Genomic DNA, 24,068 nt, shown 5'->3' with positions numbered 1-24,068 from the left:
ACTTTTTTGCCCGCCCACCCTCAACCGTAAAAGCTTTATTTTACCGAAGATGCAGCTTCGCACCCCACCCCGCCAAATGTTGGAATTGTCCGACTGGAAAGTTTACTAGTCATCAACTCATAAATCTGCTGGTTTGAAAGTTGAGTTGGCTTGACTTCGACTGTGGGTGCAGTTTCTCCCCTGTTGACTTGAATAATGGAATTAGCCCAATAAAACTGCTGCTGGTCAGGTTGGGAATAAACAGGATAACAGCCTTTCGAGGCGATCGCTAATTTATGTTCTACGCTAGAAACTGATGGCAGAGAAATACCAGCACGAACTAATTTTGCCTCTCCTACTGGCCCCCACAAACGCAATTGTTGATTGACACAACGTTTTCCATCCTTGAGGGGGGCAATGATATTGCCACAAACTTTAACATCCACATCATACATCGGTGGATAATCAGGCACAGTTTGAGCTTGAGCTTGAGTCGTATTCCTCTCATCCTTGCCACTGACATTTACAGTAGTAGGGGTACAAGCTGTAACTATACCTCCTATTACCAGCAGCCAAAGCCAGTTAACTTTGCAGGTAAACATCTGCTGAATCCTCTTCTACGATTGAGAAATTGACAACTAATTTTTTAACTTAAACTCCGTCTATTTTGAAACCTGGAGTTTTAAGGAAAGTGTATTATTCTGGCGTGGCTTGAGTTCTGAGCTTTACTCTGATTCCAAAAAACTATGGTTTTCAAGGTTGACGCGGTTTAGATACAAACTGGCGTTGATTACTAGGTGATGTCCATAACGTGCAGAACCCGGACGAGGCTTTTCTGCTACTTGCTCCAATTTCCAGTGTTACCCCCAAACGCTTAACATCCTTAGCACAAGTAAGTTGACCGTTTTGATCACGACTCAGCAAATCTTGATTCCATTGCATTAGATTGTGAGCAAATTTACCTTCATTACTAGTTGCCCATTCCAAAGCATTGGCTTGGGCTTGTGTGAGTTGGCGTGGCCCAGCAGGATCTAGATGACTAGATTGATACCAGGACATTCCAGCTACACTTACCAGTCCGCCTACTCCAGCTGCAATTAATAGCAGTGTTCCCGCAGCAATTAAAGAGGGAACCGAATGAATAGCACGCTCAAATTCAGTACGCCTAATTAATCCTGTCACAGCCTGAGCGATCGCTTTTTGCTGACCTTTTACTGCTGCCTTTTCATATGTCTGGAGATGGTCATAAAGCTGCGTTTGCCACAGGTCAAACATTGCTTCCATTTCTTTGGGATTGTCTTCCAACAATACTTGTAGCCTGCCAGTAGCAATCATCATCAGAAAAGCTGGATCATCAGGGTCAAGTCCGGTTTGGACTACTATTTCCCAAACCCTAGCTTTAAATGAATCATCTTTACCTCGAATGGCTAAATCTAGTAAAGTTGGGTAAGGAATTTGGCTCAGTCCTTTGCCTCTAGCAGCTACTGAATCCAAAAATTCATCGTCTAAATCGAGTTCTTCAGTGTGAGAATTACTCATATCTGTATTTGCTTTTAGCTAATTAGCGCCCTCGTACCCTACGCTCATTTGGTAATTTGATTTGATGGTGGGAGATGTCACCGAAACAGTGCTGAGTGCTGAGTAATGAGTCCTGAGTAAAAAAGTAAAATTAATTGCACAGGCTAAACCCCCCGCTATCCATGTACACCACTCCTGAATTAGATTACTTCTTGGTAGCAACCTTACCGTTGACATTAGCATCATCAACTTTTTCTGTTGGGGAAGTAATTGAAGCTGCTGGAAGGTTCCAAATTTTAGCCTTCTCAATTTCCTCAGAAGCTTTTTTGAGAAAATTGTGTAATCGCTGCTTACCCAATACACCTAACTCTCCATAATCTCTAGCCGCAGAAAAATTTATCTGATTGGCATCAAGGATATCCCGCTCTCGATAGCTGAACTTGGGAAAATTGATGACAGCTACTTTATGAGCTTTGATTAAATCCTGTAAATTCTTACGTCCATCTACATGTTTCCAGTCATCGCATAAACCATAATTGCGTACAAATATGTGCTTAATTTTGTTCTCAAAGCGTTCGAGAGATTGCATAAATAATTGAACACTGTCATATCCACCACTACAAACAAACCACTTATATATTTTGACCTTATTTTTCCCCGTAATTTCTAGGATTTGATTACGCTCAATCCAATCAGTTACTGCTGGGTATACTTGAGCAGGTAAATTGACAATGACAGAAGTTGTTAACGCTAAATTAAAAATTTCATCAGCATCGTAAGCTTTACGCTCTGATTCGCTAAAAACTGCTGTTTTATGATTATCTGGGTAAAATGCACCCACATCTGGATTACTTTGGTCTGCTTCTACCAACTCATAAGAGAGTTTATTGTCAATGCAGTATTGCACCATAACCCGTGCAAACAAAGACTTGCCAACTCCACCTTTTTCACCATCAATGAAGTGAATTGCTGCCATTTTAAATCTCCTTTGTGATTTGACTAAATGTGCATTAATAAATACTTAAATATTCTCAAACATATTGTCTGTATCATCATAGAAAGACCCCTCACCAGGAATGAAGGAATCAGAATCTATTTTGTGTTTTGGCTGGTTGTCACTATTACTACTGCCATTGCCTTTAGTTTTACCTTTAGCGCTAGCATTACGATCATTTTCATCATCAATACCACCGCTATTACCAATTTCTAGACCGAACATAGTAGCAAGCGTTTGAGGATTGGTCATAGTGCTGAGAGGTACAGGCAAAACATCACTTGATTTATGCGGTAATCCTAGTTCCATTCGCAAATAGGCCAAATGTTGCTCCAGGGCATGACAACAAATTAACCCTACCTGATGCACCTCTTTATCACTAATTTCTACATCCGTATTTGCTTTAGCTTGATATGCTAAAGGCAACCAACACATTCGTAATGCTTGTAACACCATCTCTTTGCTAGTACTGACTCCATTTCCTTTTTGCAAATATATAATTAGCTTTGCATCAACAGTATTTGAGTAAGCACGAAGCCGGAGAGTCAAATTTTTATATTGTCTTTGTCTGTTAGTATCAGTTCCTTCAGGCAGCCTACAACTACCGCTACTATTGGGCTGTCTATTATTGTCATTATTTTTGGGTTGTTTTTTATTTGTAGTCATGCTACCTTCTCGATTTGCGCTCTAAACCGCATAAACAAACCAAACGCATCAATCAACCTAAATGACAAAGCTTCCTGCTCTCGGAAAGTATGGCAATAATCATTACTTTTATCCTTGAATACTTCTTGTACCTGCTGCTGTAAGTCAGCACCCCAATAAGTTAAAATTTCTTGAAAGCAGTCTTGTAACTCTTGCTCTAAGTACAATGCTGCGCCACCACTCAAAATCACCTCGTTCACCGCAGGTAAAGTTGATTCCAGCCAATCGTAAAGCCTAGACCAATACTCAGCTTTAGCAGTAGCAATGGCATTAACAATCATCTGCAATTCATAATCAATATTTTTAGGTTCTCTACTTTTGACTAGAGTGCGAATTGCTTGGTTATCAGTTGTGATATCTGAACCAGCTGCATAGATGGCAGAGGTTAAAGCAGTGGCATCCTGCCCAGATGTGCGCTCAATTACTCGCTTTACCATTTGGTGAAAGCCCAGCCCATTGGTGTAACCCGCCGTCATCTTACCCCGTTCAAATAATAGAAGGCTGGTATTGCGATGCCCGAACATTAGCACTGCGATGGTTTGGGCGTTAAACCATTCTTTACCATTCTGGCGTTGCCGAATCATTGCTAATCCCGCACCTTCGGGTAAGCACTCGAATCGCTCCAGTTTCACCCGCAACCTTTGACCCCGAAACCTAAAATCCTTGAGTGCAGACTGCAATTGTTGCTCAAATGCTTGACGATTTTGATATTCACCATAGGGCAGTAGTGAGGTCAGTGATAGTGAAAACCTGTTAGGCAATTTGTTGTGTTGAGCGATCGCACCAATAACCGCCAAGGCTTTGTGAATTGAGGTTTCGTACTTGAGCTTATCGAGTCTGGCAGATGCTGAAAACTGCCGTGCCAGGAATCCAACTACCGTACATTGTGTATCTCCATCCGCAGGACTTGACACCCAGGCTTCATCTGCTGGTTTAGGAGATTCCAGACCCTTGCGACTCGACATATAAGCGTCAATCGAACTTTGAGGCAACTTCAGCATCTCTGGTTCCATTGTCATTAAACATGGTTTGCCTTCAGTTGCTAGTTCGTAAACAATCTTGGTCAAGGAAGCACCAGGGTCAAAACTGACTATCAAGTTTGACATTGACTGTGGTTTACCTAAAAGCTTTTCTTTAAGTTAAGTGCAAATATAAATCATGCCAATCTACCCACTGACCATTTTTATAAGGCGAAAAATTAGCCCATTGGTTATTTTTTGGCTGCATTTTCTCAAGTAGTTATTTTGATGCTATTGAATTCAAAAATACGCCACTCAAATGCCAATTCAATGCCACTTAAGCGTCACTTGAGTGCCAATTCAATCCCAATTGAGTGCCAATTCAACGCCACTGCATACAGTATGTATATATTCTTCTTATCAATAACTAAGCTTATTGACAATAAAATGGTCAAAAAATGCCAACTCAGTGCCACTTAAATGCCAACTCAATGCCACTGATGTTTTTAATTTGAGTAGCCCAAAAAAACCTTTGGTGAGTAGCAAGCTATGTTGCTGTCCGGACATTTTTTCTCTTGAGAAAAAACGCACCCCCCAGGTGCGGCAACAAACTTGCCCTCTTTTCACGGTTCCCCTACCTAAGTAGGACAACCACCGTGACAGAGGGGAAGACGATACGAAAATTCTCTGTAAAAGTTTAGCCTAGAAAATTTCTGCAAGGTTTGGGCGGATTAGCTTTTTAATTGCGCGATGGGCTACGCCTTGCCGTAGGCGATCGCTTACTTTTGCTATATTCAAAATATCCCTAGCGCTATCTTGACTTTCTTAGTACTCAACCAAAGCTATTGCAGCGCATTCGATTATCTCGCATCGCATCTTGGCATTGAACCAGAATCGTAAGTAACCGCTTGGTCAATGACAAATGATAGTGCTGTCGTCAAACTTAAAACAGATATTGACTAATGCATCAATAATGCGACAGAAACGCTCACACAGGATAGACATTAGACTGACTTTGGCAGAATACCAGAAAGCACAGCTAATGGCAGATGAAAATAATCTCACTATGAGTGAATTGTTTCGTGCCAAGACTCTGAAAAATAGATTGCCCAGGCGTGTCACCAAAGTAGCAGGCCAAACTTACTGGGAGTTGGGGAAAATAGGTAACAATCTCAACCAGATAGCTAAAGCAATCAATACTTCAGTACTCATGGGAGAACCTGTGGTCGTAGATAGAGCATTGTTGTCACAGGTAAGAGATTTGGTGAAACAGGTGCGGCGAGAGATTGCTGAAATTGATTTAATCACTGATTTGCAAGATGAAGGATGATTGGTAAGCACATCAAAGGTAAAAGTTTTCGGGGACTGCTAAACTACCTCTTTGGCAAAGATGGAGCAAGACAAATCGGTGGGAATATGGAAGGAACAAACCCACGCGAACTAGCAGCTGAATTTGGTATATCTCGAAGATTAAACCCGAAGGTGAGCAGGGCTGTTTATCACGCTTCTCTCAGTTTGACCCACAAAGAGAGTTTAGATGATGATACTTGGGATGAAATCGCCCAAAAGTATCTGCAAGCAATGGGTTTTGATATGAACCAATATGTCGTAGTGCGGCATACTGACCGGACTCATGAACACATACATATTGCTGCCAGTCGCATTCAATTAGATGGCACTACAGTTTCTGATAGCTGGGACGATCGCAGAAGTGAAGCGGTAATTCGCAAGTTGGAGCAGGAATACAATTTGCAATCGGTGCAACCAAGTTGGGAAAAAGATAAGCACAGTCCAACTACTGGCGAACGTAGGCACATTGCCAGAACTGGAGAAGAAAGCGTTAGAGTCAGACTTCAGCGATCGCTCGACCAAGCAACCCACGACCATCCCACTATGCCAGAGTTAATAGAGCGAGAGCAACAACAAGGTATTAATATCCGCGTTGTTTATACTCGCACAGGCATTGTCAAAGGCATTAGTTACCAACTTGATGGTGTGGCTTTTAGTGGTACGCATCTGGGTAAAGCATATACCTTTCCTGGTTTACAAAAGCATCGAGGGGTAAACTACAATTCCAAGCGGGATGACAAACGCATCCAGAAACTCATGGAACAAGCTGTCGAAAATCCTACACCAGCAGTACCTCCAAAACAGGATGACAAACGCAGAAAGAAACTCATGGAGCAAACTGTTGAAAGTCCCACGCCAGCAGTTACTCAAACAAACTCCTTGCCTACACGAGAACCAACAAACTGGGAGCAAATACGCCTAAAGTTAAGCCAGCAGTACAATTTACCCAATTCTCTGCTCACAGAACTGTATGAAAAGGGTTGGCTCTATGCAAGTCAAACAGGTCAAGCAATATTTGTGGAACGTACACTCGATGATCTTCCAACTCTTGCCAAGCAGCTAGAACCAACAGGTAACTTCACCGCCATTCCCCTGAACTCTGAAGCGAGGAAAAATGGTAGTTTTTGGATTGCTACAGATGCCACAGTAGAAAGAGTAGTGCTACTAAGTGACCCGATTGAAGTTCTCTCTGTCATTGCCTTAGAATCAACTGTTGACAAAGAAAAGCGCAAACCTACATTGTATTGGAGTGTAGGCGATAGCGAGCAAATACCTTTAGAATTTTTGCGAGCGATCGATACAGTGGTCATCGCTTTTAAAGATCATGAGAAAGTTGAGGATTTGATAGCTGAGATACTGGCTGAACTACCTCAAGCCAAAAAAGTTTCTCCCGGTGAAGCAGGCTGGAATAGGATGCTAACCCTGAGCAAACTGCAACCCAATCAAAGTCGAATAGCAGAGTCTCAAGATTGGGAACTTTAATATTAGTAACCAGAGTTAGGGTTTAACTGAGATTTTGTAAACAAGAGCGCGATTGCGCCACTGGGAAATGAACTTGTAGGCGTAACTGCCATGACCTTCAATCCCAGACAAACAACCATTAAATTCTTAAGAAAAATAGGCTTTACCACCGGAACCAAAATTTGGCTCAGGATTTCTTGGGACTTGCCCACAAACCTAATACCTAAAAACTGGAATAACTACTGCTGCAATGGTCAATTTGTCTACTCCCACTACATTCTCTGCGGTAAAATCACCCAGCAAGGATTTCAACTCTATTGCTGTACTTACGGAGGTCGAGACAAAAAGGGCAACACCTGCTGGCGGCTGACACCTAAACGCTATGCTGATGGTTGGGCATTGGCATTTAAAATGTCATATCTTGGTGCTACAGTCAGCTTTTACCCCAACCAACCAGACAAGGGCATCAGCAATCACCACGTTAGTCAATGCCAATGTTTGTTCTACGAAATTGATGATTTGGCATTGAGTGAGCAGCGACAAGCTGTAGTTCGGTTAAAGGATGAAATCAACTTGGAACCCGCCGCCGTAGTTTACACAGGTGGGAAATCCCTGCACGTTTACTTTAAATGCAGCCATTTCTTGAATCCTGCTGAATGGCTGTACCTCAATCGCCAACTGACGATTATCCAAAACGCAGATCCAGCCATTTGCAACTTAGCTCGTTCCATGAGACTGCCAGGTATGGTTCGGAGACGGGTGGTGGATGGAATATTGAGTGCAACCATCCCTATTACCTTAGAGCATTGGTCAAACTGTCAGTACAACCTGGAAGAGCTAGAAACCGCATTTGATTCTACAGCCTTATTTCCCTACGAACTTTCTGAGCAACGTTGGCGCAAGTGGGTGCAACTTCTCACAAGAGCGAAAAATGGAGAAGTTATCAACCCACAAGCAGCGTTACTGCAACCTTCTGTGACTGTTCCTCGCTCAACCTTGCATTGCCGACGAGGGACAGTAACACAGGCTACAACCAGAGATAATGGCTCATCTCTTAAACAACTACGCGCTAGCGGAGTGTCTGTTCCTTTGTCTATCTGTTTAACTTTGAGCGATCGCACTTTACTAACTTATGGCGAATTTGAGGGAAACAGAAACAATTCTGGCTATAAATTAGCTCGTAACCTACTGGGTACATCTAATTTACTCACTAGAAACCGAATCGCTTATCATCCCGAACCACGTCAACTATTTGACCGATATTGCGATCGCTGTAAACCTCCACTCGAACCAACTGAGGCAGATACAATTTGGCACAGTGCAAATAAAACAACAGCCTTTGCCAGTCGGGACTTTGGCTCAATTGTCATGAGCATTCGTAAGTGGAAGTTACACCGCAAATCAAAAAAGCAATGCGTAAGAAAACCAAAAAGATTAATTAACGAGAGATTGACAAAATCGATGTAATACCCTTCCAATTTCTACCCATAATTTACCGTGTACACATATCTTTGTACAGGATTAAAACGGTGTGGGACAACTCCAAAATACTTGTGTGTACACGGTAGCCCTATTCCAGGGAGACTATATGACTATTAAAGATGAGTATTGAAAGTACTATCTCTAGTTTTACTTTGCCATTTTTGGTAAATAAGACTGACGATAATTGTTCTTAGCCATCAGCCTAGCCTCACGCTTTGTCCACTGTTTTTGTAAAGGAACATCAGCCAATCTTTGCAATAATATGAATACACTATCATCTCCAGTTAATCTAGCGATGATTTGAGCGATCGCCTTACAGCAACTCCAAGGATGACGTACCACCTGAACTTCTGCAAATCTCACCACACCCCAATTGCGCTCCAAGAAAAAACGGTTACGGATTTTATCGTCATCAACATCAATGCAGTGGTGAGGTTTACCTGTATCTCCAGTATAAGGTTCATCAATCTCAATATCGAGAGCTAACCCAGAAGATTGATGGTAAAGGATAAAATCGGCTGAATAGCGTCTAGGTGAACCAGGAATTTCAAATTCCACCGCTTGACAGATAAGATTCTCTAAAAAAGCACACAGTAAATGGCGAAAAAATTGCTTTTCACTGACACCTTGCTTGGCCGTACCATTTCCATTTGGTAATTGAACACATCCTTGAAACGAAGCTTTCAAATGCTCCTGACTTGTAGAATCTTTAGTGTATAAACGTCTCACTAGTGGTGGATAAAGAATAATTGGATAGTACCCAGTAAACATAACCACACGTTTGTTAAACTTTTAGCAATCAAGAAGAACAACATCAAGACAATAACTAGAATTTATCTAATCTAATATCTTTCCAAATATCAGAAACTTGCCATCCCGTCTTACCAACAGAAAGGACTATAGGATTATCACGCGCTGGAATATAGTTAGCTTCCTTATTACTTCCACCTATTTGTGGCTGTTCTTCAAGCATTGGTTCTTGCATATTAATAATGTCAATTTGAAAATTATGTTCTTGTGTTTCCTCGATGATTTTTGTTTCTTGGAGTAGCTTTTCCGATTTTTTGATGAGCTTCATATCTATTTGTAGTTTTAACGCTTGATATTGACAAAATAACAATAATCTGAAATTAAGTTAATTCCTAAAAACTTGGGAGAATACCAACACAGATAGGTGCGCTATCGCGCCAAAATTGATGGCGTTACACAACCAAAACAATGCAACAATTAACAGCTATTTTAACAAAACTTAAACCTAAATTTGTTGCTCCTCCGATTTTAAATTTTCAGCCTACACAAGAAAATGCTTCCAATTTATCTTTCAATACTAATTTAGATTCAGGCACTATAGCTATATTAGAACAGATTGAAGCTGAATATGAATATTACCAAACTTGTGAGGAGTGGTAGTCATGAATTTAGCACTCGCTCAACAATCCTTAGCAGGACTTTCCCAAACTGCTGCTCATCTCTGGGAACAGCTAACCAATTGCCAGACTCCTGAAGAAGAAGCTGCTATCATCACCGCTATTTGGGAAACTCAGGAAGTTCAGGAAGAAGTTGTTGATATCCAAGCAGAATTAGCATTGCAACTGGATGCTGAAATAGCGGCTATTAAACAACGACTAGAACATCTAAAAGCTGTACATCAATCAGCACTGTTAAGACTAGAACGCTGGCGACAAAAATTAGATGAAACTATTTTAGAACAAACCGCCGCAGGAATTCTACCTGAGCAAATGATTGGTAATTCACTTCGCATCACAATTCAAGAAAATCCGCCAAGTTGTGAGGTGCTGATAGATGCAGAACAATTGTCTCCAAAATACCGCCGAGAAAAGACTGTTTACTCAGCAGACAAGAAAGCTATCATTGCTGCTTGGAAGAAAGGTATTCCTGTAGATGGCACTCACATCCAGCGTAAGCGCCGGGTTATTTATGCTTTGACAGCAACGGCAATTCACAACTTCAAAGAATCGCTTTTAACTTAACAATAGCTTTAACTAATTTATCAGCCAACAGCAGGAATTTCACTGTTTTGTTGGCTACTACTTATACGTCAACCAAAAAGTTTTTAAAAGTCAAGACAAGCGGACATTTCAGGTAAATACAGAGAGGGAGCAAAACAACCTATTAGTTAGCATTTAAGGCAATACCCCTAGCTCAAAAGCAAGCGATGTTTGGCGACAAGCCTTATAAGCATCTACGCTCTTAAACCAATGGTGAATACTCCTGATTCACGATGGCTGAAACTCCTGTTTTTACTTTATCAAAAATTTGTGGAGAACTTGTTTTAGCTGTTTCTCTAACTGCTCATTTTTAGCCAACCAAACACCTGAGCAACAGTTAACTCCAAGTCTATCCCAGCTAACACTGGCAAACGCTCATCACCCTGCAAAAGTTCTGGTTGTTGATTTGGACGGAAAACCAAAATAGAACGATCTTCTGGGTCTATCAACCAACCTAATTGGCAACCATGATCTAAGCAATAGAGAATATTGCCTGTAACTCGATTTGAACTTTGTTCTGGAGAAAGAATTTCAATTGTCCAGTCTGGAGAAAGTAGAAAATCATTGGGTGCCTCCCCATCAGCAGCAAAGGGAATACGCGACCAGTTGAAAACCGCTACATCAGGTACTATTGAACGGATACCAAAACTACAGCGCAGTTCTGGAAAGGCATAAGCAACATGAAGGCTTTCGGCAACATCGTTGATACTGTTGCACAGCCTTAACTGTAATCGGCTATGCTTCCCTTTTGGCATTGGCTTCTGAATAATCTCACCATTAATGTAAACGCTTGCAGGCTTTGTTTCTGGTAGCTTGAGAAACTCCTCCAGAGTCAGGGATTGGGTAATTACCGTAGACATGGCTCCAAAAGCAAAGGGGATATGTTTTAGTCTAGCAGTACCTACTCTCAAAAACAGTTTCTACTTCTGGCTACCGCCACAACTGCTTGCACACCAGTTAACAAGGCTAAAAAAGCTATGACTACAAAATGGCTAACACCAGAACAAGCCATTGTCAAAGCCAACCTCACTGTTACATCTGAAACCTTAAAATCTTACATTTCAGAACAGCAAGGAAAAACCACTGCTGAAGAACAATTTCAAGCTTTAGGATTGCTATTTGACAGGGAACGCTTGCGTGCAGGTAAAGCTAATTTTTTGCAACTTTTAGAACCCGTAAGTCATGAAAATAGCTACGCCAGTCATGAAAATAGCTACGTCGAAGATGAAATCGACTCTCATCAGTTAGATGACGATGACATAGAAACATCTGCTACCAACAAGGTAAATCAACTAGAACCATTTATTTTTGAGCAATGCAAAGTTCAAATTGTGATCACTTTACTACCTACACAACAAACAGGAGATAGACCTGTAATGATTGCTGCTAGCAGTCACGGTGATTTCCCTGTAGTTACCATGCTCAATCAAGAAGAACTCGGTGATTTTCCACCTGCAATTGTTCAACTATTGGACGAACTGAAAGCCGATTTTCCTAATCGCCAAATTCGCCGGAATATAGCTCAGACTAAACCTGTCAAAACCAATAAACCCACTACCCAGACTCCAGTTCGCACTGAAACTGCTAGATCAGATACTACTAAACCAGCAAGTAATACTACGCAAATATCACTGTTTTAAATGCCATGACTACTACAAATAGTAACAAATTACTTGTTATCTACGAAGGTCAACAACACTGGATTCCAGAAGCGATCGCCATTGACGACCAATTACTAAGGGATGCTTTTACTCCTCTTTGCGCTGAACTGGCAAACGCAGACATTGAGCGTAAACCAGGAGAACCTATTCATATCATCAAGAAGCCTGGTAAAAAAGGTGCTTCTTCTCTAGATTCCCTGATAGTGGCTCCTGAAGAAATTAACCCCGCAGTCCAAATGTGCTACCAAATGCGTCAACGTCAGGTCATCACTGGAATTGACTGGCAAAATGCAGGACAGCTATCAGCCCAGATTGAAGAGGCGATCGCAGCTGGGACAGAATTTTCTGAGTCACTCAACCAAACCCTAAAATCCCTAATAGCCTGCACTCTCACATCTAGCGTTATCCCTAAAGGTTTTTGAGTGCTGACAAAAGGGGGCGGAAATTGACTTGAGGGATAAATGATTGTCCACATTACAGCAGTTAGTATTTCGATTGAAGTAGACCCCACACCCTACCTCTGTCTCTTTGTTATTCAATTCCGGCCCCCATAATAACGAGTTGCACTAAAATATGTCTTACCTCGTACCCCTCAGTATGGCAGAGGCAATCTATAGTCTTTGTCAGTGCCAACTTACCTTAGATGCCACAGAATCACTTGATTATCTGGAAACCCAACTCAACATTTACTCCTTACTAGCGCTGTATCAGCATTACTTTCCCACCGAATGGAAAGCCAGCCAAGCCGCTATTTACCCACCTACAGATGTAGATTGCCATAGTCCCAGAGAACTGGAATTCATTGTACTGATTTACACTCATCTGTTCCCGTTATCCCACTGGACTGTAGAAACAGCCTACGAACAAAGATTGCAAAGCATTCCTATTACCCCAATGGGTATTGACTGGACAATGGATGGAGAAATTGAACATCTCAAAGATGGTTGGCAACTACTTTTACCCTTTAGCCATGACAGTCGCCGTTGGCTCGATGACATACACCCAGAAGGTAGCGATTGGTTTGATAGTGAATTTGCAATTTACGAAATTACGTACAGTGACATCGACCACCCAGACAAAATTGACCACAAAAAACTAAAACGGCAGTGTCATCACTTAGATAATCCTTTAAAGTTTCTGCCTTTAACTTTAAAGCTGCTAGACCATGAAACTAAAAACCTTTGGTTGGATGAGTACGCAGACGATTATTACTACCAACCTGACTGCGCCTCTCTACCTTGGTCAAAAGCATCTATTGATTTGCTCACCAGAAAATGGCAGCAAGCCGACCGAATGCTGAACTGTGCAGCCAACTTAATTGATTGGCTAGAAGCAGACTTAAAACCTCATGCTCAAATCCTACTAAAACTATGGAAACAAGCATTGAAACCACATTAATCGACGTTACATCGACACCAATTCTATCCAGCGAAATTCTACGAGCAATTTTGGCAGAACCTCCCCGAAAATCCCCAGTAATTCAAGCAGAATTGCTGTTTTTGGATGGCATTTACATCTTCCACCACCGAGACAAAGAAATTGCCGATGCTCATATTTACAAATGTATCTCACCCGCAGCCCTAAGAACTGCTTTCAGCAACGAACCCATTGATACTGGTTGGATGGAACCAGGAATTGTGCGCTGGGGTACGGGCAGTACAGACACATATTTGGTAAAATTTATCCCACCAGCCACTCATACAATCAATTGCGATGAACTTGGATCTTTAACCGTTCCGCTACCTGCAATGGTGTTTGTGGGCAAGGGATTAAAGTATTGGGTTTGGGCAATTCAAGAACAGGAGTTTACTCCTCAAGCACCAGCTTTTCATGTGCCACTACCCAATGTCTACAGTTCTGGACAGGTTTGCTGGGGAGTGAACGAACCACCTGCTGCTAATGGTCTATCAATTAACCATACTTGGAATTTGTTTATTTCCAGTATTTTCACTAACCATTTAACAATAAGTAAATCACAAAAATACCGCAAGGATATTCGCCAGCAACTTCTAAAACTGCACAAAAGATGTAGACGTGCAACCTATCCTGTATCTGACCTTGTGCCTATCGGCAATCAGAAAAGTGTTGCTATGCTTGTGCAGGAAATCCTCGATGAACCCATTGCTTGAAGGTATTATTGGTTACAAACTTGTCATAAATTCATCTCTGCCAACACACACCAGCAGTGGACTAGAGTACCTTTATGCCGGAAATGGCATCTTTGCTAGAGCCATTCGTCCTGGCATAGAGGTATTAATGCCTATTTGCTTGTGTTCCCAAACTATCAAAGGGCTACCTCACCTAACACCTTATCTCAAAGTCACTCCCTTAATTCCCAAACAGCTACTACTGGAAATGTGGCGGTCGAGTTATCAAGCTGGCAATCAATTTCATGAAATTCTCTTTCATCTCCACTGTACTGATGCAGGCTGGGATTTACAAGTCCCAGAGCAAATTCAAACTCCAACTAGCTGCCAGCCAACTCATTCTGGGAGTGACTCTTCCCACCAGAAAGCGGCTGTAGACATCCATTCCCACGGTTCCTTACCTGCCTTTTTCTCTACCACCGATAATGCTGACGAATCTGGCTTTCGGATCTATGGGGTACTAGGTAGAGTTAATACCCTGAAACCAGAGATTAAATTACGGGTTGGACTGTTTCGCCACTGTTGGGATGTACCTGCTAGAGCAGTGTTTGATATTGACCCAGACTTTTTTATGGTTGATGTCTCACTTTCATCTGGCTGTAAATTTTACAGTACGGATGTACCGCCTGTAAATGTGATGGAAAAGCTATGGAGGTGAATTTCAATTTAGCAAATGCCTGTTCCCTCACCGATACTTATATCAACTTAACCAACTGTACTATGGAGCTAAATCTTGATTTGGCAAATGCTTCTCCTCTCGTGACTGTCAACTACACAGAGATAGAATTATGGCTAGTTGGGTGTGGCGGTACTGGTTCTTGGTTGGCTCCTTCTCTAGTTAGATTGGGTAGAGTTCTTTCTCAGCAAGGTAAACAGGTGAAACTCTACTTTGTTGACCCGGATCATGTTGAGTCAGCTAACGTTTTACGCCAGTGCTTCTGTGATGCAGAAATCGGACTCAACAAAGCCAAAACCCTGGCGCTGCGCTACTCCCTGGCTTGGAAGATGGAAGTTACAGCGATCGCTCAACCTTTCCAACCCAAATGGATTGTCCCCAGTTATAATACCCTGATTGTTGTCACTGCTTGCGTAGATAATGCCAAAGCCAGAGAGTCAATTACCCAAGTACTTCAGCACAACACTCATCGCCCCGCGCCTCACATTTGGCATTTGGATTGCGGTAACTCCAAGCGTAGTGGTCAGGTACTATTAGGTTCTCATCTGTCTACTAACCCCAATGACTATCATTTTGAGGCTTTAGGCTGCTTTCGCTTACCTGCCCCAACTGTACAGCAACCCGATCTACTGGTTTCACAACCAGAAGAGTTGGCAGACAACAACTTGTCCTGTGAACAAATGGCCTTGCTCAATAGCCAGTCCTTGAGCATTAACCAGCGAGTTGCTGCGGAAGCATTTGATTATTTATTGCAATTGACGACGGGGAAACTACGACGATTTGCTACTTATTTCGACTTAGAAAGTGGTAGCGGAAAATCCCTGTATACAACGCAAGTCAGTATTATGCAGGCGATTCTCCTGGGTCACTCCTGCGCGTAGACCGTCGTAGACATCGCTCCCCTTTCAAGTTAACAACCAAGCACTGTACAGTAGCAATTGTACAGTGACTTCAATTGAGCAAACCAGCCCGCAACGCTAATACAGCTGCTTGGGTGCGATCGCTTGCACAAAGCTTGTTCAAAACCCCACGCACATATACTTTTACACTTCCCAAGCTGAGATAGAGTTTCTGGGCAATCTCGTTATTGCTATAGCCTTGGACAATTAACTCCAAGACTTCCAGTTCCCGATTTGTCAATGGATCTGCTTGCAGAATGCTTGCTTGCTCTGGGTCAATTGCAGAGATCGTCACCGTCTGAGTAGCATTCGGTTTTACCGCCGTCGCCGCTCCTTGACGAGTATGCTTGAGAACGATACGAGCGATCGCTGGATCAATCCACGACTGACCTTCATGGGTGATATGCAGCGCTTCCAACAACAACTCGAACTTAATTGTCTTTACACAGTAAGAGTCTGCCCCGGCTGCAAACGCTGCCAGTACCATCTGCTCTTTGGCAAACGAAGTAAGCATTATTACTTTAGTCTGTGCAGCAGTTTCCGACACTAGAGATTCCCGAAACTGCTGCACCAGCCATATTCCGTCTCTATCCGGCAAGCCAATATCAACGATCGCTATGTCTGGTTTTGTACTTTGGAGCAGTTTCAACCCATTGGACGCTGTAGCTTCATCACCCACAACTTGAATACCTTCTTGCTCGTTGAGCGAACTACGCATTCCAATCCGCGTTAAGCTGTGGTCTTCAATAATTGCTACTCGAATATCTCCCATCATTTACCTCAGCAGCTTGGTAACTATACTTTTTTAACTGTCGAATATGGTTTCAAGGAAAGGATTACTCCATTGGACGAAAAATTTTAGCTATTTAGCCAAAATGTGGCTATTGAGATGCAAAGCGGCATTTCAATGTTATTAAACCTTATCTAGGTTGAAACCAGTAGTTTTTACAGTATTGGCTGAAAAGTTCATATATCAAGGGCTACATATCTCAACTAGCTGTTGAAAAAACTCCAGTGTTCAAAATGGACATCGTTTAATCTGAAAATTCTCTGAAAAAATCTTCCTAAAGTATAAAAAAATATAAAAGCACTGAAGTTAAACTGAAACCAATACAGTTTATTCTGACTTGTGTCCACATCACACTTAGAGGAGGATGTAGCTTATTTTTAAGCGATAACCTTGGCTCTTACACATAACATAGCCAGATTAACAATTCGTAATTACGTTATGCATGGAAATTTAGACCTCAATCATAAGGTTGTGACCTGTAGAGATGGGAGACTATAACCAGTTTCTTAATTACCAATTACGTAGCTTGCTTCTCGTTAGAGGCGAGTATTACGAATTAGTAATTATATTGACCAATGCCTTGACTTTTAGAAAAATCTGATGAATCTTCATCGCTGCGTAGTAGTTAGCATGGCGCTTGAAAATGCACTTTTGACAACGAAATTTAGCTTTATTACTCTTTTTCTCTACTCAAAAGAAATTAGGTTTATCAAAGGCGTTTTATGAACACTTTATCTTGGAATATAACTTCAGAACAAAGAAACCAAAGAATTCTGCTGGTGGATGACTCAGCTGACAGCCTCCGCTTGCTGCAAGTCACCTTAAAGCTGAAGGGATACAACGTGATCATAGCCGACAGTGGTGCTGAAGCATTGCTAAAAATTGCTGAATCTCCTCCCGATTTGGTACTCCTAGATGTGGTGATGCCGGATATGGATGGCTACGAAGTTACCCGACAAATTAAGCACAATTCAAACTTACCTTTTATCCCAATTTTGCTGGTGACAGGTTCTGAAAAATCAAGTGTCGTCAAAGGTTTAGATGCAGGTGCAGATGAATTTATTTGCAAACCGGTAGATAAGAAGGAATTACTGGCCAGGGTGCGGGCTTTGCTGAGACTAAAACACAGTATGGACGAACAACTGTTCCTCATTCAGCGACGGGAAGATTTTGTGACCCGCCTGACTCACGATCTGCGAACTCCGTTGATAGCTGCTGACCAATTCCTAAAGTTGCTGCAAAGAGGTGTTTTTGGCAATACCTTATCAGCAATGCGTGAATCTTTAGAACAAATGGCTCAGAGTAACCAAACTTTGTTGTCAATGGTCGATACCTTGTTAGAAGTTTACCAGTATGAAGCTGGAGGCAAAACTTTGGATTTCTTTGTAGTTGACCTGTGGGAATTATGTCAGCAAGTAGTGCAAGAACTAATGCCTTTGGCTGATGTTAAACATTTAACTCTCAAAGCTGTCTTGACAAAGGGTACTGAAGCTTCTTTAGTTAGGGTTAGAGGCGATCGCCTGGAACTACGCCGACTCCTCACTAACTTAGTTGGTAATGCCATTCGCTTCAGTGATGCTGGGTCAGTAGAAATTCGCCTCAATTCCACTGTTCAAGGGGTAACGATTGAAGTAGAGGATACAGGTATTGGCATGAATCCAGAAGAACAATTACTCTTATTTGATCGCTTTCGACAAGGCAAGCATCAACGTCGGGGGAACGGTTTAGGATTATATTTGTCCCGTCAAATTGTTGAAGCCCATCAGGGAAATATCTCTGTTTCATCGACTGTAGGGAAAGGCAGTATATTCACAGTTTATTTACCTGTGGAAACAGCTTATTCAAAAATGTTGTCAGCATAAAAAATTTGGGAAATCGAGCTTAAGGATTTGCACCGAAATAACCTACCTACTTTATCAAAAAAAACTGATAATCAAGGCTTTCAGTTATTCAAAAAGGTAACTTATTGATGCGTGCCTTTTAAGGTAAGTTTTACCAAGATTCATCGGGTTCAGGTGGACGCCAACCACGAGTAGTTGAACTTTCATCACCTAGTCGATCAATTGCCCCAGGATCGCTATTGAGAAATTCATCTAAATCTTCATATCCACTTGGATAATAATAACCTGATGTAGGTTTGATAGGATTTTCCTTAATTATTATGCTTTCACCAGGTTTGAGATGAGCATATTCGGGGTAATGCTCATCTTGGGATACATTATCAGAAGGAACGATTAACTCATCTCCTGGTGAATCTGGGTCATCGTCATAAAGCATTACTAATAAACCGTCTTCTAGCCGTTGAATTCTTTTATTCATAAAATCTAGTGGGAGCTTCAAAATTCTGTAGCTTAAGTAACACAGTGGGAAAATGATAATACGATTAAAAGCGCTGTTTAGCTATTTAACTTTCTTGGAAGTCTGCTAGCAGAGCTAATACCGTATAAAATACCGTCTGTCATGAAATCAGTAAATTATCCACTTGGATGATTTTATTGAGTCTAATTTCGTGCCAAGGTGAATATTGGAGTCTCATGCTTGCTAGATAAGCTATCTAATAGATTATTGGTAATGGATTTAACTACTAGAGTCTTAGAAGGTTCTGGTTTGAGCATACCTATCTTTGATGGGTCGTATAACAATGGTAAGGGGAGATATTTATCTGAACCAGAAATCATTAAAAATTCTCTGCTCGAACAGATGTTTGAAGCAGAAGATTTACAATCTCTAGTACTGGTTAAAATTGACAGTAAAAATCCAGATGCCAACCATTTAAGAGAAAGAACCTTTCAGGATGGAATCCGACGCAAGTTAGCTTTCAGTTCTGGCAATAGTTATTACTTTGCTGATGGTTCACTGCATAAAAAAATTAGACGCTTATTCGCTACAGAACCTGATACTGCCTGTCGCTATGGTTCTTTGCTAGTTAGCAATTGCTACAAAGGCTCAGAAACTTTTACAGGGCTGCGAGTGAAAATTGTGGACTTTGAAGACCCACAGTATGCTCATTATAAAACAGGAGACTGTCACGGCAAGATTTCGCCCCAACTTGCCAAACAATTGGGAGGAGAAGGCAATTGTCCATTCCAATTTCGGTTCGCCTGGAGGAGTAATTGGGCTGAATCAGATAATTCTCAGTGTCCAAAAACCAGCTTCTTGTCCAAAGGTACTTTCCTACCCGATGCGAATTTGACTGATGCTAAAGGCTACGACATTATTATGGATCGTTCCTCAATTAAAGGCATTAAAAAGTCAGAACTCAAAAACTTAATACCCTGCGGTGACTATGAGTTTCCCCAAGCGGTAATCGGTAATCGAGGTAACGCCAAAGCCACCAGCTACGATAATAGTTGGCAGTTTACCATTTGGTACTCAGAAGAAGCAATCAAACAAGATTTGAGCAAACCCACCGAAGAAAAAGCTAGAGGACTTGCCGAGTTGCAGCGCAATCCCTTGGTGTTGGCAAAATATATCATCCAACAATATGACAAACAACAGCGATCGCCTACGGCGGGCGTTCCGCCATCGCAGCAAGAGCAGTCAGAAGAAGCTTTAAACGAAATTGAGGGTAATGCTAACAACCAAGCACAGGAATCTCGCTGGATTTCCCTATTACGCAGCGATAAATATGGTCAATTGATTGAAACCCCTAAATTCCGCAAGTTTGCCACCGATTACATAGCCAATCAATGGCGTGACTTAGCAATCAAGGGAGGATACAACCATAATTCGGGTATGGCAATGCCGTGCGATCGCCTAACTCGTGGCACAATCTGTGTACCCCATCTACCGGAAGGAGATGTCATTCTCACCCGTTACCCCATCGTCAACTCAGACAACATCCGCCTCTACCAAAACATCCACGATCCAGAATTGAAGAAAACTCGCAATGTAGTTTGGATTCACCCCAAGGATGCCGAGGAATACCACCAAGCCGATTTTGACGGCGACCAATTAATGGTCAGTTCTGCTAGTAAACTACCTAATATTGCTCAAGAAACTCTCCGCGCAGGTGAACCGGGAAGATTTGAGCCAGTTAAACAACGCCCTAAGCTGGCGTATACGGAAATCACAAACGAAGAAGGCAACTTAAAATACAAAAATTTAGCAGAGATTGCTGCTGCCAGCAGTCAAAATAAAGTAGGGCTGGTAGCAACAAATATTGGACGTGTACAGTCATCGATGCCCCAAGACGGGGAGAATGTAGAGCGATTTGGCAGACGACAAAGGAAGCTACTAAACCGTCTATTTCAGGCACTTCAGGTTGAGGTAGATTCGCCCAAAAGTGCAGAAAGATTGGAAGATATCAAGGAAATAGATGGGGAAAATTTACTCGCCGATGCCAAAAAATGGTCAGAGTCTCACCCCAGTTACTTCTTTGACTTTAAGAAAGATGAACGGCTTTATCGCTCCTTTGCCATGCCTGCGGATGCTCCTGGCTCAATTAACGTCATTGCAAGAGTTGTAGTCAATCCTTTATGGGAACCAACACGCATTCGCAGCAGAGATAGGCATGAGTTTCGCTACCTGTTTCCTAAAGAGACGCTATCTGTAGATGCCTTGGAATGGGCAGAAGAACTGAAAACAAGGTTTCAGCAAGCTAGAGACGAAATTAAGGAACGGGTGGGAGATGACAGGGAAGCCTTTAATGAGGAACTAGGAAAACTCTACGAAAGCTATCGGGCGGAAATTGATGAATTATTCCCCACTTCAGAGGAACGATTTGTAAATCCTGCGGACAGGCTCCGCCAATGCGTAGCGTCTCGCAGAGAAGGGGCGGCGGCACTGTGGAACACACAACACACCCGTCCAGAATTAGATCGGCATCGCAAAGACTGTTTAAAGCTGGCAGAACAAATGGAAATTACGTTTTCGTTTGAGCACGATTATGAACTGCCAAGCGTTGCATTACCACAGGATATTTATGTTTTGAGTGTTCCTTTCGGTGCAGGTGCTATTAAATGGAAAGAATCTTTAGAACAAAAAGGAATTAAATTTGATGCCACGATTCATCCTCAATTACCTCTGATTGAATTTGCTTTGAAAGACTTATCTCCCAAAGTAGTTGATAAATTAGCAGCTAAATTTGGCGAAAACATTAATGATTTAGATGAACTTAATATCCCGAAGGATTTGAGAATTATTCCTCCAGCAGATCATAGTTGGGCTACATCACGTCAGGATTCAGGTGTTGGTGCTTTGGCATATAACCTGTTTACAGAGGAGGTATGTCAACAACTTCAGGATTTTCAGTTTGATGAAATTAAAGTGTTGGGTATCAAATATAACGACTTCGCCAATGAAAACTTTGCTAGTAAGCAATGGAAAAAGCGCAGCGTTACTCTGGAAGTAGGAGTTTTTGAGTTACCCGAATCTCATCCAGAGTTTTATCGTTACAACGGTACACCGATATTACAGATTGATGGCAAGAATTTAGGCACTTTTGCTCCTGATAGTCCGAAACTACCGATTGGTGCTACATTTACCGCTACTTTGCAACCAGATGGCTCTAGTATTATCCTCAAGGTTAATCCTGAGTCAATCAATCTGCCAGAAGTTCCATTACCGGAATCAGAACCAAAGTTAGATACTGCTGGGCAATTCCGAGCCATTCACCGTGAACTGTGGCGTAAAGAAATGTTTGATAATTTAGTAGGGGCGATCGCTACTACCTACGAACAGCGACAAGCCAATCAATCTGCAAGTAATGAAATTGAGCAGTTTAAAATTGGTAGCCATTGGACTGCTTATGTGCAATCCAGTGGTGATTTTATTGTTCGGAATGAAGGTAAGCGGACGATTTGTCGAGGTAATCTACAGACGAGTGAGGAGATATTTCCACTTTCAGAAGAACGTGCCAGTGATCTAGAAGCGATGATTTTAGAGAGAGAGCGATTACTTCACATAAAACATGATTTATCACATAATGGACACCATATTAGCAGTCAGGATATAGAGTTGAACTAAAGTAGTAAAAAAGATTATTTAAATGTGCTAAATAATATACGTACTTTTATCAAGTTACGATTACCTTTGAAACTGGGCGGCAAGCGGCAGGTGGTTTTTGAGTTGTCATTGTGAGAGACAATAACTCTACTACGAAACGCCCTACCTCTTCATGCTCTTATTTTGGTAACGGTATTGAATCAACAGGTAAAGATTTATCCTAACTCAATTGTTCTGCCAACCAGTCACGGAAGTTAGAATGATACAAACTGTATCGTATTTCGTTGTTTACTTGATGCTGTTGTAAAAACTCAAACCAATTTTCCAAAACTTCTTCAACATCGAATATATCTGCATCAAGAATTGGTGGGTTTGTCAAGTCAATCCTTTGAAGTATTGTACTTGCCGATATACCCTCATTTTCGGCAGTTGCGAGAACCTGCAATATTTTCATGGCAATATCTGAGAAACCCTCACCTTGCATTTGCTGCCAATGTTGGATAAATGCTGAGTCATTATCCCAGTTTTGTAAGTCATGTTGAGATAAATCGATAATTTGGGATGGTGTTTCAATTAATAAACTGGATTTTTCGGTTTTGAAGGGACGACGGGTGAGGAGAAAATAAATACCTTGGGGTAAATATCGGGGAAGATAAAACAGGTTTGTACCTAGTGGTTGATTGTTAGGGTTAATTGTATCTAGTGCATCAATGGCAATTATTAGTTTTTGTTTGGGTGCGAGTTCGTCGCTAATTTGTTGGAGTAATAAGGAGAAAAACCAACTTCCTTCCGTTGCATTATCGGGGATTTCTTCTTTTTTTCTAATTAATTGACTACAAACATATTTGATAAATTCTTCTGCGGTGTTTTTGCCTTCTATTTGGGCATTGTAATAGATAATTTTAATATCTGGATTATAATTATAACTAGCAAATTGAGCCAGGATGGCACTTTTTCCGCTACCAGGAGAACCAACGATGGTTAAATAACCGCGATCGCACTTATGTAAAAAATCGTTAATTGCGGTAAAGATAAATTCGCATTTGGTAAAGTTTTGGCTTTTTTCTAAAATTATTTTTTGAAATTCCGAATCTAATTGAGGTGGGGTATTCATGACAGTACCTCAATGTTTTCTAAGCGAAGAAAATGCAAATTTCCTAACACATCACCTGCGATTATTGTTGTACCATCGGAAGTAATCCCACAGCAACATATACTACCTTCACTTGTAAATGTGGCGATTTCCTTTCTTGTTGCGAATTCCCAGATTTTGACTGTTTTGTCATTTGAACCAGAAACCACATATTTGCCATCGCTACTGAGGGTTACTACATTAATCGAAGCGCTATGACCAATGATGGTACGAATAATAATATTTCCTGTTGTGAATTCCCAGATTTTGATTTTTTTGTCCCCAGAACCAGAAACTACATATTCGCTATCGCTGCTGAGGGCGATCGCATTAACATAACTAAGATGACCATTGAGGGTG

26 protein-coding genes are annotated in these 24,068 nt (G+C 41.5%); 13 read left to right on the top strand and 13 right to left on the bottom strand.

The features are described from left to right. Positions 1 to 35: 35 nt before the first annotated feature. The 6 genes from ACM0OX_RS22200 to ACM0OX_RS22175 form a co-directional block, all read right to left on the bottom strand. Entirely contained in the window at positions 36 to 581 is a 546-nt protein-coding gene (locus tag ACM0OX_RS22200) for a hypothetical protein (protein WP_414517143.1), read from the bottom strand. Positions 582 to 732: 151 nt separating this feature from the next. Further along, positions 733 to 1,518, bottom strand: coding sequence for a DUF6753 family protein (locus ACM0OX_RS22195; RefSeq protein ID WP_414517141.1), 786 nt, complete (start codon positions 1,516 to 1,518; stop codon positions 733 to 735). 184 nt (positions 1,519 to 1,702) lie between these two features. Further along, the gene (locus tag ACM0OX_RS22190) at positions 1,703 to 2,473 is read right to left on the bottom strand and encodes a mobilization protein (protein ID WP_414517140.1); all 771 of its coding nucleotides are present in this window, start codon (positions 2,471 to 2,473) and stop codon (positions 1,703 to 1,705) included. Between the two features lie 45 nt (positions 2,474 to 2,518). After that, positions 2,519 to 3,157, bottom strand: a complete 639-nt coding sequence (locus tag ACM0OX_RS22185) for a hypothetical protein (RefSeq protein WP_414517139.1) — start codon at positions 3,155 to 3,157, stop codon at positions 2,519 to 2,521. Beyond that, positions 3,154 to 4,302: a ParM/StbA family protein gene (locus tag ACM0OX_RS22180; RefSeq protein ID WP_414517137.1), complete on the bottom strand. Its 1,149-nt coding sequence runs from the start codon at positions 4,300 to 4,302 to the stop codon at positions 3,154 to 3,156. Before ACM0OX_RS22180 ends, ACM0OX_RS22185 begins: the two co-directional genes overlap by 4 nt. A gap of 273 nt (positions 4,303 to 4,575) precedes the next feature. Then, a complete protein-coding gene (locus ACM0OX_RS22175; protein WP_414517136.1) occupies positions 4,576 to 4,722 on the bottom strand; it encodes a hypothetical protein in 147 nt (48 codons plus the stop codon). A 406-nt stretch (positions 4,723 to 5,128) separates the two neighbouring features. Between ACM0OX_RS22175 and ACM0OX_RS22170 the strand changes: the two genes are divergently transcribed. The 3 genes from ACM0OX_RS22170 (at position 5,129) to ACM0OX_RS22160 (ending at position 8,433) form a co-directional block, all read left to right on the top strand. Beyond that, entirely contained in the window at positions 5,129 to 5,485 is a 357-nt protein-coding gene (locus tag ACM0OX_RS22170; protein ID WP_414517135.1) for a plasmid mobilization protein, read from the top strand. Beyond that, positions 5,482 to 6,987, top strand: coding sequence for a relaxase/mobilization nuclease domain-containing protein (locus ACM0OX_RS22165; RefSeq protein WP_414517134.1), 1,506 nt, complete (start codon positions 5,482 to 5,484; stop codon positions 6,985 to 6,987). The genes ACM0OX_RS22170 and ACM0OX_RS22165 overlap by 4 nt, the downstream gene beginning before the upstream one ends. Positions 6,988 to 7,077: 90 nt before the next feature. Continuing rightward, positions 7,078 to 8,433, top strand: a complete 1,356-nt coding sequence (locus tag ACM0OX_RS22160) for a hypothetical protein (RefSeq protein WP_414517133.1) — start codon at positions 7,078 to 7,080, stop codon at positions 8,431 to 8,433. Positions 8,434 to 8,595: 162 nt separating this feature from the next. Here ACM0OX_RS22160 and ACM0OX_RS22155 read toward each other — a convergent pair whose 3' ends face one another. Then, positions 8,596 to 9,219, bottom strand: coding sequence for a hypothetical protein (locus ACM0OX_RS22155; protein WP_414517132.1), 624 nt, complete (start codon positions 9,217 to 9,219; stop codon positions 8,596 to 8,598). Between the two features lie 55 nt (positions 9,220 to 9,274). Next, complete coding sequence (locus ACM0OX_RS22150; RefSeq protein WP_414517131.1) at positions 9,275 to 9,526, bottom strand: hypothetical protein; 252 nt, start codon at positions 9,524 to 9,526, stop codon at positions 9,275 to 9,277. A 140-nt stretch (positions 9,527 to 9,666) separates the two neighbouring features. Here ACM0OX_RS22150 and ACM0OX_RS22145 point away from each other — a divergent pair, with 140 nt between their 5' ends. Both ACM0OX_RS22145 and ACM0OX_RS22140 read left to right on the top strand, forming a co-directional pair. Then, positions 9,667 to 9,858, top strand: a complete 192-nt coding sequence (locus ACM0OX_RS22145) for a hypothetical protein (RefSeq protein WP_414517130.1) — start codon at positions 9,667 to 9,669, stop codon at positions 9,856 to 9,858. A gap of 2 nt (positions 9,859 to 9,860) precedes the next feature. Beyond that, positions 9,861 to 10,439, top strand: coding sequence for a siphovirus Gp157 family protein (locus tag ACM0OX_RS22140; RefSeq protein WP_414517129.1), 579 nt, complete (start codon positions 9,861 to 9,863; stop codon positions 10,437 to 10,439). A gap of 314 nt (positions 10,440 to 10,753) precedes the next feature. Here ACM0OX_RS22140 and ACM0OX_RS22135 read toward each other — a convergent pair whose 3' ends face one another. Further along, the gene (locus ACM0OX_RS22135) at positions 10,754 to 11,317 is read right to left on the bottom strand and encodes a Uma2 family endonuclease (protein ID WP_292876513.1); all 564 of its coding nucleotides are present in this window, start codon (positions 11,315 to 11,317) and stop codon (positions 10,754 to 10,756) included. A 117-nt stretch (positions 11,318 to 11,434) separates the two neighbouring features. On the opposite strand from ACM0OX_RS22135, the gene ACM0OX_RS22130 reads away from it, so the two are divergent. The 6 genes from ACM0OX_RS22130 (at position 11,435) to ACM0OX_RS22105 (ending at position 15,822) form a co-directional block, all read left to right on the top strand. After that, positions 11,435 to 12,097, top strand: coding sequence for a hypothetical protein (locus ACM0OX_RS22130; protein WP_414517128.1), 663 nt, complete (start codon positions 11,435 to 11,437; stop codon positions 12,095 to 12,097). A 5-nt stretch (positions 12,098 to 12,102) separates the two neighbouring features. Further along, positions 12,103 to 12,540, top strand: a complete 438-nt coding sequence (locus ACM0OX_RS22125) for a hypothetical protein (protein WP_414517127.1) — start codon at positions 12,103 to 12,105, stop codon at positions 12,538 to 12,540. 151 nt (positions 12,541 to 12,691) lie between these two features. Next, positions 12,692 to 13,516, top strand: a complete 825-nt coding sequence (locus tag ACM0OX_RS22120; RefSeq protein ID WP_414517126.1) for a hypothetical protein — start codon at positions 12,692 to 12,694, stop codon at positions 13,514 to 13,516. Then, positions 13,489 to 14,247 (top strand): hypothetical protein, encoded by a 759-nt coding sequence (locus ACM0OX_RS22115; protein ID WP_414517124.1) that lies wholly within the window; start codon positions 13,489 to 13,491, stop codon positions 14,245 to 14,247. The genes ACM0OX_RS22120 and ACM0OX_RS22115 overlap by 28 nt, the downstream gene beginning before the upstream one ends. Beyond that, positions 14,231 to 14,923, top strand: coding sequence for a hypothetical protein (locus tag ACM0OX_RS22110; RefSeq protein WP_414517122.1), 693 nt, complete (start codon positions 14,231 to 14,233; stop codon positions 14,921 to 14,923). Before ACM0OX_RS22115 ends, ACM0OX_RS22110 begins: the two co-directional genes overlap by 17 nt. Next, positions 14,914 to 15,822, top strand: coding sequence for a ThiF family adenylyltransferase (locus ACM0OX_RS22105; RefSeq protein ID WP_414517121.1), 909 nt, complete (start codon positions 14,914 to 14,916; stop codon positions 15,820 to 15,822). The genes ACM0OX_RS22110 and ACM0OX_RS22105 overlap by 10 nt, the downstream gene beginning before the upstream one ends. 70 nt (positions 15,823 to 15,892) lie before the next feature. Here the strand turns inward: ACM0OX_RS22105 and ACM0OX_RS22100 are convergent, their stop codons facing one another. Then, positions 15,893 to 16,612 (bottom strand): response regulator, encoded by a 720-nt coding sequence (locus ACM0OX_RS22100; RefSeq protein WP_414517164.1) that lies wholly within the window; start codon positions 16,610 to 16,612, stop codon positions 15,893 to 15,895. Positions 16,613 to 17,352: 740 nt separating this feature from the next. Between ACM0OX_RS22100 and ACM0OX_RS22095 the strand changes: the two genes are divergently transcribed. Then, a complete protein-coding gene (locus tag ACM0OX_RS22095; RefSeq protein ID WP_414517119.1) occupies positions 17,353 to 18,492 on the top strand; it encodes an ATP-binding protein in 1,140 nt (379 codons plus the stop codon). A 130-nt stretch (positions 18,493 to 18,622) separates the two neighbouring features. Here ACM0OX_RS22095 and ACM0OX_RS22090 read toward each other — a convergent pair whose 3' ends face one another. Next, a complete protein-coding gene (locus ACM0OX_RS22090) occupies positions 18,623 to 18,949 on the bottom strand; it encodes a hypothetical protein (RefSeq protein WP_414517118.1) in 327 nt (108 codons plus the stop codon). A gap of 252 nt (positions 18,950 to 19,201) precedes the next feature. On the opposite strand from ACM0OX_RS22090, the gene ACM0OX_RS22085 reads away from it, so the two are divergent. Beyond that, the gene (locus tag ACM0OX_RS22085; RefSeq protein WP_414517117.1) at positions 19,202 to 22,597 is read left to right on the top strand and encodes a hypothetical protein; all 3,396 of its coding nucleotides are present in this window, start codon (positions 19,202 to 19,204) and stop codon (positions 22,595 to 22,597) included. A gap of 199 nt (positions 22,598 to 22,796) precedes the next feature. On the opposite strand, the gene ACM0OX_RS22080 is transcribed toward ACM0OX_RS22085, so the two are convergent. Both ACM0OX_RS22080 and ACM0OX_RS22075 read right to left on the bottom strand, forming a co-directional pair. Then, a complete protein-coding gene (locus ACM0OX_RS22080; protein WP_414517116.1) occupies positions 22,797 to 23,690 on the bottom strand; it encodes an ATP-binding protein in 894 nt (297 codons plus the stop codon). Further along, positions 23,687 to 24,068 (bottom strand): WD40 repeat domain-containing protein (locus tag ACM0OX_RS22075; RefSeq protein ID WP_414517115.1); only part of this gene is annotated, 382 nt, incomplete at its 5' end. The genes ACM0OX_RS22080 and ACM0OX_RS22075, both read right to left, overlap by 4 nt.

The sequence above is a fragment of the Nostoc sp. PCC 9305 genome (assembly GCF_963920915.1).
Taxonomy (GTDB): domain Bacteria; phylum Cyanobacteriota; class Cyanobacteriia; order Cyanobacteriales; family Nostocaceae; genus Nostoc.
This window is presented reverse-complemented; position numbering and strand designations above follow the sequence as displayed.

What these genes read in the sequence shown, in the direction of transcription:
- ACM0OX_RS22200 (WP_414517143.1), bottom strand. Translation starts at nt 581, where the DNA reads ATGTTTACCTGCAAAGTTAACTGGCTTTGGCTGCTGGTAATAGGAGGT.
- ACM0OX_RS22195 (WP_414517141.1), bottom strand. Translation starts at nt 1,518, where the DNA reads ATGAGTAATTCTCACACTGAAGAACTCGATTTAGACGATGAATTTTTG.
- ACM0OX_RS22190 (WP_414517140.1), bottom strand. Translation starts at nt 2,473, where the DNA reads ATGGCAGCAATTCACTTCATTGATGGTGAAAAAGGTGGAGTTGGCAAG.
- ACM0OX_RS22185 (WP_414517139.1), bottom strand. Translation starts at nt 3,157, where the DNA reads ATGACTACAAATAAAAAACAACCCAAAAATAATGACAATAATAGACAG.
- ACM0OX_RS22180 (WP_414517137.1), bottom strand. Translation starts at nt 4,302, where the DNA reads ATGTCAAACTTGATAGTCAGTTTTGACCCTGGTGCTTCCTTGACCAAG.
- ACM0OX_RS22175 (WP_414517136.1), bottom strand. Translation starts at nt 4,722, where the DNA reads ATGTCCGGACAGCAACATAGCTTGCTACTCACCAAAGGTTTTTTTGGG.
- ACM0OX_RS22170 (WP_414517135.1), top strand. Translation starts at nt 5,129, where the DNA reads ATGCGACAGAAACGCTCACACAGGATAGACATTAGACTGACTTTGGCA.
- ACM0OX_RS22165 (WP_414517134.1), top strand. Translation starts at nt 5,482, where the DNA reads ATGATTGGTAAGCACATCAAAGGTAAAAGTTTTCGGGGACTGCTAAAC.
- ACM0OX_RS22160 (WP_414517133.1), top strand. Translation starts at nt 7,078, where the DNA reads ATGACCTTCAATCCCAGACAAACAACCATTAAATTCTTAAGAAAAATA.
- ACM0OX_RS22155 (WP_414517132.1), bottom strand. Translation starts at nt 9,219, where the DNA reads ATGTTTACTGGGTACTATCCAATTATTCTTTATCCACCACTAGTGAGA.
- ACM0OX_RS22150 (WP_414517131.1), bottom strand. Translation starts at nt 9,526, where the DNA reads ATGAAGCTCATCAAAAAATCGGAAAAGCTACTCCAAGAAACAAAAATC.
- ACM0OX_RS22145 (WP_414517130.1), top strand. Translation starts at nt 9,667, where the DNA reads ATGCAACAATTAACAGCTATTTTAACAAAACTTAAACCTAAATTTGTT.
- ACM0OX_RS22140 (WP_414517129.1), top strand. Translation starts at nt 9,861, where the DNA reads ATGAATTTAGCACTCGCTCAACAATCCTTAGCAGGACTTTCCCAAACT.
- ACM0OX_RS22135 (WP_292876513.1), bottom strand. Translation starts at nt 11,317, where the DNA reads ATGTCTACGGTAATTACCCAATCCCTGACTCTGGAGGAGTTTCTCAAG.
- ACM0OX_RS22130 (WP_414517128.1), top strand. Translation starts at nt 11,435, where the DNA reads ATGACTACAAAATGGCTAACACCAGAACAAGCCATTGTCAAAGCCAAC.
- ACM0OX_RS22125 (WP_414517127.1), top strand. Translation starts at nt 12,103, where the DNA reads ATGACTACTACAAATAGTAACAAATTACTTGTTATCTACGAAGGTCAA.
- ACM0OX_RS22120 (WP_414517126.1), top strand. Translation starts at nt 12,692, where the DNA reads ATGTCTTACCTCGTACCCCTCAGTATGGCAGAGGCAATCTATAGTCTT.
- ACM0OX_RS22115 (WP_414517124.1), top strand. Translation starts at nt 13,489, where the DNA reads ATGGAAACAAGCATTGAAACCACATTAATCGACGTTACATCGACACCA.
- ACM0OX_RS22110 (WP_414517122.1), top strand. Translation starts at nt 14,231, where the DNA reads ATGAACCCATTGCTTGAAGGTATTATTGGTTACAAACTTGTCATAAAT.
- ACM0OX_RS22105 (WP_414517121.1), top strand. Translation starts at nt 14,914, where the DNA reads ATGGAGGTGAATTTCAATTTAGCAAATGCCTGTTCCCTCACCGATACT.
- ACM0OX_RS22100 (WP_414517164.1), bottom strand. Translation starts at nt 16,612, where the DNA reads ATGGGAGATATTCGAGTAGCAATTATTGAAGACCACAGCTTAACGCGG.
- ACM0OX_RS22095 (WP_414517119.1), top strand. Translation starts at nt 17,353, where the DNA reads ATGAACACTTTATCTTGGAATATAACTTCAGAACAAAGAAACCAAAGA.
- ACM0OX_RS22090 (WP_414517118.1), bottom strand. Translation starts at nt 18,949, where the DNA reads ATGAATAAAAGAATTCAACGGCTAGAAGACGGTTTATTAGTAATGCTT.
- ACM0OX_RS22085 (WP_414517117.1), top strand. Translation starts at nt 19,202, where the DNA reads ATGGATTTAACTACTAGAGTCTTAGAAGGTTCTGGTTTGAGCATACCT.
- ACM0OX_RS22080 (WP_414517116.1), bottom strand. Translation starts at nt 23,690, where the DNA reads ATGAATACCCCACCTCAATTAGATTCGGAATTTCAAAAAATAATTTTA.